We start from the raw sequence: 13,205 nt of genomic DNA, 5'->3' as shown, positions 1-13,205 counted from the left end.
AAGCATACCGGACAACTCCGCGTAACCTGTTCCATAATGGATATTAAGGTAATCGCGCCAAAATTGCCCATCGAGTCTGGTCTACCGTGGTTAGAATCTGTCGTACTACTCGTCTGACTGATTCTTGTCACGCACCCCTGGCACACGCAAGGTTATGAGGAGCCCATGTCACAGTACGGCCCACCCAATCCACCCCCTGAACACCAGGGGCCACAACAGCCGGGCTCCTATAGTTGGAGTTCGCAGGACGCCCAGCCGAGTCCATACCCAAATTATGGCGGGCAAGCCCCATATGTGGCCGCAAGTCAACCAGGTACCTTGCCGCTGCGTCCCCTGACTCTGGGTGATTACTTCGCTTCAATGTTTACCACGATTCGAAAATCCCCCGGCCTATTTTTTGGGGCCGCCCTGATCTTCGGCTCGATAGCCGCCATCCTTGCTGCTACCGGCGAGTTTTTTCTGCTGCGCTCCTTTGGGACCGCAATGTTTGACCCCTCTGCCGCCTTCGACCAAATCTTTAGCGGTCTTGGGCTCGGCTTCTTTGGGGCCATGATGCTATCGCAGCTCGTCATGCTCTTGGGCCAAACTCTTAACTGGGGGATGTACTCCGCGATGGTCGCACGCGGGGCCATCGGGATGAAGACCTCTCTGGGCCAAGGCTTCCGATTACTACGGGGGCAATGGGGCAGACTCATCGGACTGATCGCCCTGTTGATCGCCGCTGTCGTGGTGGTCTGGCTCGTCGTGGCGCTGTTGGTATTTCTGGTCATCGCTGTGGCATTTGCTGGCGGAGAACCACAAAGCGGCGCCGGTGTGGCAGCTACCGTTATCAGCGTGCTCGTGGCTGTCTTCGCGCCCTTGGTGGTGGCGTTGTTCTTGGTGATTCGTTGGTATCTGGTCATTCCGACGATGATTATCGAAGACGTCAGCATTTTTGCAGCACTTCGTCGGTCTTGGCGCCTGACCCGCGGGCACTTCTGGCGCACGCTTGGCATAGTACTGTTATTTGCGTTGATCCTGGGGATCGTCTCGGCGATCATCACCAGTCCGCTGAGTTTCATCTCGGGCTTTATCGTGGCCAGCGCTGGCACGGAGGCGGAGCTGTTTGGTTCAGTCATGGTGGTGAACCTGCTCATCAACGCGATCGCCACCCTGATCACCTTTATTGTCACAAATATGGCCGTGTTGATCTCTATTTTCTTCTACTTCGATTACCGCTTCCGGAAAGAAGGCCTCAGCCTACACTTCCAGCAATTAGCGTCCCAATATGCAGCCGGTGCCCGTTCGGATCGATTTGATACCTCCATGCAACAACCGGTAGGAGCCGACGACGAAGCTGATGACACGATCCCGGGTCGACATGCCACCCCGGCAACCTCCGGTGCTCCCTTTGGGCCCGGCCTGCACAACACAGGTCAACACAGCCCACTGAACCAGCCGCATTACCCCTACCCAACCCAGCAGCCCCCTCATCCCGGGCAATCCGGACCGCAGGGACCACCGGCACCACCGACCCCGCCGGGGTCTGAGCAGTGACCATCCCCTGGACTCCCGATGACGACGATGCCCGGCAACTGCTCGATGAGCGCATTGAGACCTATGACCTCGATCCGGCCGGGATGACCCTCTGGGAGCGCATCATCGGCTGGCTCAACGACGCACTGGCCATCAATATCGATCCCACCGGCACCGGCAGTGTCATCGTGCAGGTTCTATTGATCATCGCCGTTGGGGTGTTGGCATTTGCCCTGTTTCGGTATTTTCGACCCTCGGTCTCGCCGGCAGGCACCCGGCAGGAAGCTCAACTTGCAGACCCCAGTGTCCCGGCCGAGGATTACCTCCGTGCTGCCCATCGCTTGTTCAACGCCGACCAATTCGATCAGGCCTACCTGCAGGCCTACCGATTTATCGTGCGCAGCGCATCCGACCGTGAACTGGTCGAGGTCACGCCTGCCACCACAGCCACCACTTTCGGATGGTCTCTGGGGGCCGTGCTGCCGGCGTATCGTGAAGGCCTCACCGAGGCTTCCACCGAGTTCAACCGCATCAGTTATGGCGGCAACATTCCCACCCGAGAGGCCACCGAAACCGTCCTTCAACTGGCCACCACCATCGCCACCGCACACCCCCACCCCGGAGGTAACATCAATGATCCGTCAAGGCTGATGCCTCGATGATCCAACGTCGCAGAAAGCTCGGCCTGATTGTGCTGGTGGTCGCGACCGTCGCCGCCTGGCTTGCGGTGATGATCTGGCTTGCGTTCCAGCCCCACCGCGATGACGGCAACCTCGGGCTCGATGACGAGACCGGCCCGGGTGCCGCCGCGATAACCAATGTGCTGGAAGACCATGGCATCGCTGTGCGCCCAGCCCAGTCAATGACCCAGCTGCAAAGCGAGCTGGACCGGAACCCAGACGCCACCGTGCTCATCCACGACAAATACCACGCCATGGACAGCGCATCCTACGAGCGCCTCCAAGACTTAGACAGCTTGATCCCGCCTGACCAGCGAGTCTATGCGGGTGTGTCGGAGCGTCAACGACAGTTTCTACTTGACGGCGTGGAAACAACCATGCCACTGGGCTTCGAAGAGCACCTCGAGGTAGAAGCCACCTGCCAACTCGAAGCCGCACGCGAGGCCGGCGATATCTCGAACATCCGTCACGGCGTGGTCTTAACCGATGATGCTTACGGCTGCTTCAGCGTCGTGGACGAGGCCACGGATGCCACCGCCTACGCATTTGCCCACAGTGGTGATGGCTCCGTGATCTTCGCTGACTGGCGGATGCTATCCAACTCGGGGCTGCACGACAACGGCACCGCTACCCTGGCGACCTGGTCGCTGGGCCGATCCGATACGGTGATCTGGTTTCAGCCAAATTTCCAGTTCGACCCTGACCCCGACGGTCAGCTCTCTCCCGTTCAACTGCCCGACTGGGTTCGCATGGGCATTGTCTGGGCCGTCATCGTCACGGGTATTTACTTGTTCTACCGTGGACGGCGCACCGGACCCGTCATCACCGAACCGCTCCCAGCCGAAGTGCCGGCCGCCGAAACCACCGTGGGTCGCGGACGCCTCTACGCCCGAGCAAAACACCACCACCACGCTATGACCACGCTCCAGCGGGCTTCGCTTGCGCGCTTAGCCCGGTTGTTGCAACTTGGGCCACGCACCCCGGACGACACTGTCCTGGCCGAAACCGCCAAACAGCTCGGCATGCCGTTGCAGCAGATCCAAGCCCTGTACACGCCACCGCGCGACCGCCTCAGCTCGGCACAATTTGTTACCTGGTCAAAGCAGTTACATGACCTTGAAGCCACCGTGCGCCATCGCTACAGCACACCATCGAAGGAGTCCTCGTGAACACCACCACCCGTCCTGCCCTCAATGAAGTCCGGACTGAGGTTGCCAAGGCCGTGGTCGGGCAAGACCATGCTGTGACCTCACTGCTCATCGGATTACTTGCCGATGGTCACGTTCTACTGGAAGGCGTTCCCGGTGTCGCAAAGACCTTGTTGGTACGCAGCCTGGCCGAGGCCATGGATCTCAACAACACGCGGGTGCAATTTACGCCGGATCTGATGCCCGGCGATGTGACCGGTTCGCTTATCTATGATGCCTCCTCGGCACGGTTCGAATTCCGCGAGGGCCCGGTGTTTACCAACCTGATGCTGGCAGATGAAATCAACCGAACCCCACCCAAGACCCAAGCGGCGCTATTGGAAGCCATGGAAGAACACCAAGTGTCGGTCGACGGCGACACCTATCCCCTGCCCGAACCATTCATGGTGATTGCCACCCAGAACCCCATCGAATACGAGGGCACCTATCCGCTACCGGAAGCGCAACTCGACCGCTTCATGCTAAAGGTCAAACTCGATTTACCCGCCCGTGACGAAGAAATCGAAATCCTCCACCGCCACGCCAACGGATTCCACCCCACCGAACTAGCCCAGGCCGGTTTGCGTCCCGTCGCCGACCAGCACACGATCGCCTCGGCGCGGGCCGAAATCGCCAACATCAAAACGTCGCCCGAGGTGCTGGCGTACATCGTGGATCTGGTCCAAGCCACCCGCACGTCCCCCTCGTTCCAAGCCGGCGTCTCACCCCGCGGGTCGACCGCTCTGATGAAAACTGCTAAAGCCTGGGCCTGGTTGTTGGGCCGGGATTTCATTACTCCCGACGATGTCCAAGCGCTGGTGCTGCCCTGTTTACGCCACCGCGTTTCGCTCCGGCCAGAGGCGGAGATGGATGGTGTCAGCACCGATCAGGTATTGTCCGGTCTGATTGCTACGGTTCCGGTTCCTCGCTGATGTTTGTTTCGTCTCGGTTTGTTCTCTTAGCTGCCATCGGTTTTGTGCCGATGGTGTTGTGGCCCAGCTGGGGCACCGTCTTCGCACTGGTCGGGCTACTTGCCCTCGTGTTGGCTATCGAGCTGAGCTTGACTCCATCCCCAAGAGCAGTAGCGATCCGACGTAGCGACAACAAACAGGTCCGTTTAGACACGCCCCTGGAAGTGTGGGTAGAAGTCTCTAACCGCGCTCGTCGCCGGATGCGCGGACATATTCGCGACGGCTGGCAACCTTCAGCCCACGCCGACCAGCCCCTCCAGGCACTGAATCTTGCACCCGGGTCCACTCAACGTTTCACGACCGTGGTCACACCAAGCCGGCGAGGCACGGTGCGTACCGGCAAGCTCACGATCCGCACGACAGGCCCGTTGGGTCTAGCGGGTCGCCAATATACGCACGCCTTAAGTGGCGAAGTCACGGTTGTGCCACCTTTTCGGTCTCGTCGACATCTACCGTCCCGTATCCAACAATTACGCGAAATCGATGGCCGCTCAGCGGTGCATATGCCCGGGGCCGGTCATGAATTCGATTCCCTGCGTGGGTATGTTCGCGGTGATGATGTGCGCACGATTGATTGGCGAGCATCTGCGCGGTCCGATGAACTTATCGTCCGGACGTATCGTCCCGAGCGCGATCGCCGTGTGGTGGTAGTCCTTGATTCTTCGCGGGCTTCAGCGGTTCGGGTGGGCGATGAAACGCGCTTTGATGCCGGTATCGAAGCTGCTCTATTTATGGCTGCGTTAGCTAACGCCGGCGGAGACCGCGTGGATCTATTAGCTTTGGACCAGACAGTACGTGCGCGGTCGTCGTCGGAGGAAAAGGGACACCTGCTGCACCGTGTAGCGACGGTATTGGCGAAAGTTTTCCCTCGATTATTAGCCGCCGACTGGTCTATTCTGCCTCCCGAAATCGCGGCAATCAGCCGGCAACGGGCGCTTATAGTCCTGGTCACGCCGCTGGACTCCGGTGCCATCGAAGAAGGGCTGCTCCCCATTTTACCGGTCTTAACGCATCGCCACGTCGTGCTTGTAGCGGCTGTGGCGGATCCCGAACTCGATGAGATGGCCGAACAGCGAGATACCCCCGACAGCGCCTTTATCGCTGCAAGCGCTGAGGCGCAGAAATTGCGGAATCGAAATCTGATCCAACTGCTCAACCGCTACGGTGCTGAGGTAGTGGAAGCTCAGCCCGACGACCTGCCGATGGCGGTGGGCGATGCCTACCTGCGGTTGAAAGCTGCCGGGCGTCTCTAAGCCATAGGTGTGGAGGGATCTCGGTGCATCCGAGGTGTGTTAGATATTCCAATAGATGTTGCGGAGCAGTGGTTGGGTGGGGTCCAGCCAGGGTGCCGGCTGAAAGAACAGCAGTCCCTCGTGTCGCCGGATAACCCACTTTCCGTTATGCACGGCGGCGTGGTGGCGGGGACACAAAGTCACGCCATTCGTCTCGTCGGTCATGCCACCTTCAAACCATTCTTTGATGTGGTGGATGGCGCAGTTGACCGCTGGGATGGCACACCCGGGTGCTTGGCACCCCTTGTCCCTTGCAAGGATGGCACGGCGTTGGGCGAGCGTAAAGAATCTTTGTGCTCGTTTCTGCTGTAGAACCGTGTCTGGGCCGTCCCATATTTGGCCGACCAGATCACTACTGCACGCGAGAATTTCCGCATCCCTTGGATGAATCGGTCCAATATTCACAGCTTCAGATTGATACGGGGTCCAAGCCCGTTTCTCTGGTTCGTCTGGATTGGGACGTTTTATAACCGAGGTCTGGAGACCTGGCGAGCCTCGCGGTCTTCGAGCGGCCTCTGGAATTTGTTCGAGACCGAGAGTTTCGTAGGCCGTCTCAATATCTTGCACAATCATCAGTTGCGCCGAGGCCCCATGCGCTTTCTTAGCCCCTAGAAGTCCAGGATCTAAAGACACCATGTTATAAAACAGGCTTACTAGGATCGTGCCTAGCCGCTGTCCAGTGGTCATATGGTCCAGGAGGTCTACTTCTCGGGCGCTGACAGGTTCACCATTTGAATCTTCGGCTACGACATCGTCTAAATCCGGGGTGGTGTCCCAAGTATCGATTGGTCCGAGGACTTCTCCGGCACTATAGGTCGCCCCAGTTCGTCCCGTGGCGCACTTCGTCTCATTTTCTGGGCCTCGTTCTTCGACACGAGGTTCGGAGGAATCTCTTTGGACCGTGGAGGTGCCTGATTTAAAGCTTCCGCCGGTGGGCTGATCATCTGCACCCGTCTCAGCTTGCGAGTTCTCTGGGCGGCTCGGGGGATCCTGGGCGTCTCGGGCTGTTTTGAAGGTGTTTAATAAACTGAACACCTTCTCCGGGATTTTCACCGGGCTGCCGTTGAAGTTGAGTTGGTGCAACATGAAGTTCTTGAAAACCGCTGATGCCTCTGTTGTGGCATGCATCGAATACGTAGCGCTACCGTCCGCGTGTTCCCGCATACGCAATTCGTTATCGGCCTGTTTCGCCATCGCTTGGGCCGGGGACGGACCGTCTGGGCAGACCCAGTGAGCAATATGGTTGAGCCAGCGGTGCTTTGTTTTTGAGAGCTCGTCAGGGGTGGCAGCTTCTCCGGCTTCAATCAGCGTTGATTCGAAGGCTTGAAGTGCGAGGTCTTTCCGCTCCGCTGGCTGGTGGGTTTTCTCTGAATACTTCGTGAGATCTTCATCCAGCGCGATGATCTTGTCGGCATTCTCTATGGGCAGCCGGCCTGCCGCCAATGACTTGGCAAGACCATTGAAAACAGGCTGCCCAGACCGAAGCTGCGGATCAGTACCAGGCCGCGGAGCGAAATACACACCCCGTCGAACGATCTTACGCGCCGAATGTCGCGAGATGCGCATGGTTTCTACTAGATAGTCAATGGCATCTTTAAAATGGCTATCTTTATACGGTGTGCCTAAATAACTTCGCTGCTCTTTCATCGAAGCCTCGAGGTACCTCGAAAAGTGCGTCAAATTCACTTCTTGATACCGCGTCAACTGACTCAACATATGCCCAATGGCTGGCAGCGTATCGCAATAGTTATCGGGCGCGGCTGGTGCTGTCGGCGGTGGCTGTGTTGTGTCCTCAGCTGTGCCAGTAGGTGAGTTATCCGACGGCGGCTCTTTAAGAAGGTTAGCCTGCTCTGAGGGCGGCTGGAATCCTGACCAATCAGCTCCGTTTGCATCAGCGAACGTGGCTACCTGATGATAGGTCTGCGGATCAGCAATTTGCTGGGTGACAATACGAGTCAGGAGTGTGGCAGCGTGCAGAATTTCTCCGAAGCTAGCGTCGTCCAAGGCTGCCAGATTCAGCAAATCGGTAGAGACCGGCTCACCTAGGGGCGGTAGGACCGTCGGTATCTCCATGCACTCCCCTAATATTCGAGGGTCGAACGTATATGCCTCTATTTTACTAACCTAGGGAGAAACCGGCAAGTATTTAAGCATATTCTATTGTTTTGTTGAACGCTCTACAGAACTCGAATAGTTTATAAATAAAATAAAACGATTATGGAGATATTTAACGTATTGTACTGTGGATAATTAGCGTCTTGTGGCTGGGATATCCACATCTTGACGCGACACGGTTGCAAAATTCGAAAATGCCTCACGAGGCCCAGACGCACAAGCTGCGAAATCGCTCAGAAAACAAAAGCCCTGTTCCAGCAATGCTAAGAACAGGGCAGATACTTTGTGTTTTACAGCGTCGAGAGATATCCAGGTGCATGCTCGGCCATGGTGCGCAGCCATTCCAGGCCGGGGCCAACTGTCTGCTCGGAGCCCATTTCGAATCGGCTCGTTAATCGAAGATAGCCGACGCTTTCCGGTGGTAGTCCCCAATCGAGGTACTGGTGAATAAATTCCTCGGCAAAGCGGTTCGGGTCGCCGTGGCGCGGCATGTACAGGGCTACGGGTTTCTCAGCGGAGATAAGTGTATCGACGAGTTCCCATGTGCGCTCGGCCTGATGCGTTCTCCCCTTCGGCAAGGCCAATGCAACTGATCCCACTTCTGCGGCCGTGGCAGCTAGCTCGGTGGTCGTGTCGATCAACACGGTCGCGCCTGTGGTCGCCGCTTGCTGCCACATAAAGCGCACCTCGTTGATGTCCAAGGCTCGTTCGACATCGGCGCCTGACACTGAGCGGATTCGCCCTTCGATTGCCTGGCCGGCCTGTGGTTCTTGCACAAAGATTGTGGTGCGAGCGCCGACGACGTCGTGGATTCGACTCGTGAGATTTTCAACCGCGTCGACCCATGCTGCTGCAACATCATGGCGTGCACCCGGATCGCGCACGATGCGCTGTCCAGAGGGCAACATCCCGTCGATCATCGTGGTCACCGGGCCGGGCAGCCTTACTGACACTTCTGGCACGGCATCATCTTGGGCGACATCGACGAGGGCTTGGATCACGCTGTCTCGATGCGCTATGGCCCGATGTTGATCGGAGGAACTAATGCGGACCCCGCGTTGCAGCTGCCACCCATAAGTACGCAGCTCGAAGGGCAGGCTGATGTTGGCAGCGATGTTCCCCAGACCGGTGGCATGCGGCCCGACGTCGGGCAATTCTGCGAGCGCCGGAATGTGTGGGGAGCTGATCTCCGAAAGCTCAAGTGCGTAGACGGCGTGCGGATCGGTACCGGCAAACGTCCCTTCAACCACACCGATCGGCTGGGTCAAGGACGCTCCTGAGAGATGGCCTTGTGGTGGCGGATGACCTCGTCGATGATGAAGTTCAGGAACTTCTCGGCGAATGCGGGATCTAGATCTGCGTCTTGGCTCAGGGCGTGGAGCCGCTTGATTTGAGCCTTTTCGCGTTCGGGGTCGCTGGGCGGTAAGTCGTGCTCGGCTTTGAGTTTGCCCACCTTTTGAGTGCATTTGAACCGCTCAGCTAATAAATACACCAGCGTGGCATCAATATTGTCGATGCTAGAGCGGATGGCCAACAGTTCTTCAAGGATCGCCGGATCGGTGGTGCCCGTCAACGAAGACGCAGTCGAATCGTAAGTCATGGTCTCCAGTTTAGACGTGCGCCAGACGTTCAGCGTTGATCGACTTGTGAATGGTTACCTGACCAAGCACACGCGTACCTTGGTACAGGACAGCTGTCTGACCAGGCGCAACGCCTGTGATGGTGTCATCGAGCTCAATCTCCCATACGACATCCGTGTCGCCATCGACATCACCGGTGGTGACGCGTGCGCGGCCGGGCACCGGCTCGGCGTGAGCCCGAACTTGCACGCGGCAGTCGAACCATGCACCGGTGGCTTCTTCGGCCAGTGGAGCTCCAGCCCAGGATGGGCGGATACCGGTGATGCGGTCTACAGCGAGCATTTCGCGGGACCCGACCACGACGGTGTTTTCCTTGGGACGGATTTCTAATACGAAACGCGGCTTGCCGTCCTCTGCGGGTTTGCCAATGGCAAGTCCGCGGCGCTGGCCGATGGTAAAGGCTTGTGCGCCAGGATGCGTGCCGACTTCCTCGCCCTCGGTGTCGAGGATCGGACCATCTTGCATGTCGATTTTTTCTTCCAGCCAGCCGCGAGTGTCCCCGTCGGGGATGAAGCAGATGTCGTGCGAGTCAGGCTTCTGGGCAACCGACAGGCCGCGTTCTGCGGCCTCGGCGCGAACCATTTCCTTCGAGGGAGTATCTCCCAGCGGAAACATCGAGTGTTTGAGCTGCTCGGCGGTCAGCACGCCCAGCACGTAGGACTGATCTTTGGCGTCGTCGGCGGCACGGTGGAGTTCCAGCTCGCCGTTGTCGTTTTCAATGACCTTGGCGTAATGCCCGGTCACGACGGCGTCGAAGCCCAGGGCCAGGGCGCGTTCGAGCAGTGCCGCGAATTTGATACGTTCATTACAGCGCATGCAAGGGTTGGGGGTGCGGCCGGCGGCGTATTCTTCGATGAAGTCATCAACGACTTCTTCTTGGAACCGTTCGGAGAAATCCCAAGTGTAGTAGGGGATGCCGAGCTTTTCGCAAGCACGCCAGGCATCTGAGGCGTCTTCGATGGTGCAGCACCCGCGCGAGCCGGTGCGCAGCGTGCCGGGCATCCGGGACAACGCGAGGTGCACGCCTACGACATCATGGCCGGCATCGACGGCGCGTGCGGCGGCAACTGCTGAATCCACACCACCTGACATAGCGGCTAAAACCTTCAACTTTTTCATCTTCATCTCCGTTATCGGTGGGAATTCGCCGTGCGGATGGAGGACTTTTCTGCTGCCATGCCGGCTTGGGCTGCTGCCCGGTAAATACCCGGCAGCGCGGTGAGCACACCGTCGATATCTTCTTGGGTCGTTGTGTGGCCCAGGGAAAAACGCTGGGTTGATCGTGCGGCGGCTTCGTCTTGACCGGTGGCCAAGATGACCTGTGAGGGGCGCGATACCCCGGCGTTACAGGCAGATCCCGTAGAGGATTCAATCCCCGCCATGTCCAACCCAAATAATAACGAGTCACCCTCGGCTTGTGCAAAGGAAAAGTGCACGTTCGTTGGCAGCCGATATTTGGGGTCACGGGGCCCCTGAAGTTTGGCTTCCGGAATGGCCGCTTGGATGCCCGCGATGAGCTGATCGCGCAGTCGGGCGAGTCGAGCAGTTTCGTCGGGCAGGTTGTTCGTGGCTTCTTCGGCGGCTGCAGCAAACGCAGCGATCAAGGCGTCGGCGGTCGTGCCCGAACGGATGTCGCGCTCCTGTCCCCCGCCGTGCAGCACTGGCATCGGCTTGGCATCCCGTCGCACTAAGAGGGCACCAATACCAACCGGGGCACCAATCTTGTGACCCGACAGGGCCATCGTGGTGATCCCTTCGGCAAACGTGATGGGCAGCGCGCCAAACGCTTGCACCGCGTCAACGTGAAAGGCCACGTTCTCGGCCTGGCATAGGGCAGCGATCTGCTCGATCGGTTGGATCGTGCCAATCTCGTTATTGGCCCACATCAACGTGGCCAATGCGATCCGACCCCGATGACGGTCCAACGCGGCCTGCCACGCATCCACGTCGACAAAACCCTCATCGGTAACATCAACGAATTCCAACTCGGCAGCCTCGTGGGACTCGAGCCATTCCAGGGATTCCATCACGGCTGGATGCTCAATGCGAGTAGCGATAACCACGTTCTTGGCGGGGTCAGCCGCACGAGCCGCCAGGTAGAGCCCTTTGATGCCGAGGTTATCCGACTCTGTCCCACCGGCGGTGAAGATCACCTCGGTAGGATCCGCAGCCAAGGTAGCAGCCAAGCGATCGCGCGCATCAGCGACGTGCAGCTTCACCGAGCGTCCTGCTGAATGCAGCGCAGACGCATTGCCTGGTCGTTTCGCCTGGGCGATAAACGCCTCGAGTGCGGCGTCACGAACCGGCGTGGTGGCAGCGTGATCAAGATAAATGCGGGACATGTCTTCTAGTGTAGAACAGCGCGGGTAGAATATGGCCCGTGTCAGACAATCGTGGTAACTCCCTGGACCCCTACCGCGTGCTTGGGGTCAGCCCATCGGCGAGCGAAAAACAGATTCGCCGAGCCTATTTAGCGTTGGCTAAAAAGCACCACCCGGACCGCGGTGGCGACGCGGCGCGCTTCGATCAAATCACCAAGGCATGGAACCAACTGTCCGAGCTTGATTCCTCGCCAGAACCGGCTCCCGAGTCGCCGCGTCCAAGACGCACCAGCACGAAACCCCGCTCGGAACCAGAACCGGTACGCTTCCGGCCGCCTCTTGCTGACGGCCCAGTTCGCACTCAGACGAAACCACCGATAACCGTTGATTCGCTGTTGGCCCAACAGCTCGTGCACGGCAGTATCCCCAGTGGGTTTTTCGGCAGAAAACAGCGTGCGCTCCACGCCCGGTTATCCGAAGTTCTGCAATCGCGCGTACAAGCGGCCCTGCCCGCTGTTCGTATTTTTCACGGAGTGAAACTGTCCAGAAAACTGACGCTGGACACCGTGCTGCTGGGCGGCACAAAAGTCGCAGTCTTTGCTGTCCAACACACCCCGCCAGACGTGTACCAGTTCAACGGCAGCGAGCTCGTCGGCCGCAAACGCATCGAGTTACCCGATTTGACCGACTCGGTGGCCGAGCTGAAAAAACTCCTCCCCGATTTCGAGGTCGGCGGTTTCGCGGTGTTGTTTTCATCCAATCCCCACGCTCCCACCATCCAGGCCCCTGACCGCCTCAACACCTTGGGACTGACCGAAGTACCAGCCTCAATCATGGACGCGGTCCGGGACATCAAATTCTTTATCGGCACCGGCGAACACAACGTCGTCGACCGGGCCGCCATGGGACAACTCATCGCCAAATTATGAATCCACACGAAACCGCACCCCGTACCCCGCAGGCCACGAATCCGCAGTTCCGCCTGCTCTTTCACACCCCGGAGATCCCTGGCAACACTGGCAATGCCATCCGCTTAGCCGCCATCACCGGAGCAGAATTGCACCTGGTTGAACCGCTTGGATTTAACTTCGACGACGCACACCTGCGTCGGGCTGGGCTGGACTATCACGACCTGGCGCTCGTCACCCTCCACGCCAATCTTGCTGCCGCGTGGGAGGCCCTGCAGCCCGAACGCGTCTTTGCGTTCACCGGCAGCGGCACCGTGCGCTACGACGAGATTGCCTATCAACCCGGCGATGTGCTCGTCTTTGGTCAGGAGTCCACCGGATTGCCCGCCGAAGTGTTAACCGACGAGATGATCACCGAGACCGTGTATTTACCCATGCAATCCGGACGCAGATCACTCAACCTTGCCAACTCGGCCTCGATCGTGCTCTATGAAGCCTGGCGTCAACACGATTTCGCTGGGAGTTAGCCGGCCATAGGGCGCGCCGGGCCTTCCGGGTCTTCAAGTCCTCGGTAAG

At 58.6% G+C, this 13,205-nt stretch carries 12 protein-coding genes; 7 read left to right on the top strand and 5 right to left on the bottom strand.

All coding sequences use genetic code 11. The features are described 5' to 3' along the window. Positions 1-165: 165 nt before the first annotated feature. Genes J2S62_RS04850 through J2S62_RS04830 form a run of 5 tightly spaced genes read left to right on the top strand, consistent with a single transcriptional unit; the run spans position 166 to position 5,606 of the window. Positions 166-1,536: a glycerophosphoryl diester phosphodiesterase membrane domain-containing protein gene (locus tag J2S62_RS04850; RefSeq protein ID WP_310172037.1), complete on the top strand. Its 1,371-nt coding sequence runs from the start codon at positions 166-168 to the stop codon at positions 1,534-1,536. Next, a complete protein-coding gene (locus tag J2S62_RS04845) occupies positions 1,533-2,177 on the top strand; it encodes a hypothetical protein (RefSeq protein WP_310172035.1) in 645 nt (214 codons plus the stop codon). Before J2S62_RS04850 ends, J2S62_RS04845 begins: the two co-directional genes overlap by 4 nt. Further along, positions 2,174-3,364 carry a hypothetical protein gene (locus tag J2S62_RS04840; protein ID WP_310172032.1) on the top strand — a complete coding sequence of 397 codons (1,191 nt, stop codon included), beginning with the start codon at positions 2,174-2,176 and terminating at the stop codon, positions 3,362-3,364. The genes J2S62_RS04845 and J2S62_RS04840 overlap by 4 nt, the downstream gene beginning before the upstream one ends. Continuing rightward, positions 3,361-4,314, top strand: a complete 954-nt coding sequence (locus J2S62_RS04835) for an AAA family ATPase (RefSeq protein WP_310172029.1) — start codon at positions 3,361-3,363, stop codon at positions 4,312-4,314. The genes J2S62_RS04840 and J2S62_RS04835 overlap by 4 nt, the downstream gene beginning before the upstream one ends. After that, positions 4,314-5,606: a DUF58 domain-containing protein gene (locus J2S62_RS04830; protein WP_310172027.1), complete on the top strand. Its 1,293-nt coding sequence runs from the start codon at positions 4,314-4,316 to the stop codon at positions 5,604-5,606. The genes J2S62_RS04835 and J2S62_RS04830 overlap by 1 nt, the downstream gene beginning before the upstream one ends. Positions 5,607-5,645: 39 nt before the next feature. On the opposite strand, the gene J2S62_RS04825 is transcribed toward J2S62_RS04830, so the two are convergent. From J2S62_RS04825 to J2S62_RS04805, 5 genes are all read right to left on the bottom strand, one after another. Continuing rightward, complete coding sequence (locus J2S62_RS04825; RefSeq protein WP_310172024.1) at positions 5,646-7,718, bottom strand: HNH endonuclease signature motif containing protein; 2,073 nt, start codon at positions 7,716-7,718, stop codon at positions 5,646-5,648. Between the two features lie 332 nt (positions 7,719-8,050). Beyond that, complete coding sequence (locus tag J2S62_RS04820) at positions 8,051-9,028, bottom strand: hypothetical protein (protein WP_310172022.1); 978 nt, start codon at positions 9,026-9,028, stop codon at positions 8,051-8,053. Continuing rightward, positions 9,025-9,360 (bottom strand): chorismate mutase, encoded by a 336-nt coding sequence (locus J2S62_RS04815; RefSeq protein ID WP_310172020.1) that lies wholly within the window; start codon positions 9,358-9,360, stop codon positions 9,025-9,027. The genes J2S62_RS04820 and J2S62_RS04815 overlap by 4 nt, the downstream gene beginning before the upstream one ends. Before the next feature lie 10 nt (positions 9,361-9,370). Further along, complete coding sequence (gene mnmA / locus J2S62_RS04810) at positions 9,371-10,510, bottom strand: tRNA 2-thiouridine(34) synthase MnmA (RefSeq protein WP_310175717.1); 1,140 nt, start codon at positions 10,508-10,510, stop codon at positions 9,371-9,373. 20 nt (positions 10,511-10,530) lie between these two features. Next, positions 10,531-11,742, bottom strand: a complete 1,212-nt coding sequence (locus tag J2S62_RS04805) for a cysteine desulfurase family protein (protein ID WP_310172018.1) — start codon at positions 11,740-11,742, stop codon at positions 10,531-10,533. Between the two features lie 38 nt (positions 11,743-11,780). Between J2S62_RS04805 and J2S62_RS04800 the strand changes: the two genes are divergently transcribed. Further along, positions 11,781-12,650 (top strand): J domain-containing protein, encoded by an 870-nt coding sequence (locus J2S62_RS04800; protein ID WP_310172016.1) that lies wholly within the window; start codon positions 11,781-11,783, stop codon positions 12,648-12,650. Continuing rightward, positions 12,647-13,156: a tRNA (cytidine(34)-2'-O)-methyltransferase gene (locus tag J2S62_RS04795; RefSeq protein ID WP_310172014.1), complete on the top strand. Its 510-nt coding sequence runs from the start codon at positions 12,647-12,649 to the stop codon at positions 13,154-13,156. Before J2S62_RS04800 ends, J2S62_RS04795 begins: the two co-directional genes overlap by 4 nt. The last annotated feature ends 49 nt before the right edge of the window (positions 13,157-13,205 follow it).

Origin of the sequence: Enteractinococcus fodinae (assembly GCF_031458395.1) — a bacterium.
GTDB lineage: Bacteria > Actinomycetota > Actinomycetes > Actinomycetales > Micrococcaceae > Yaniella > Yaniella fodinae.
The sequence above is the reverse complement of the archived record's forward strand: the minus strand, read 5'-3'. Positions and strand labels throughout refer to the sequence as shown.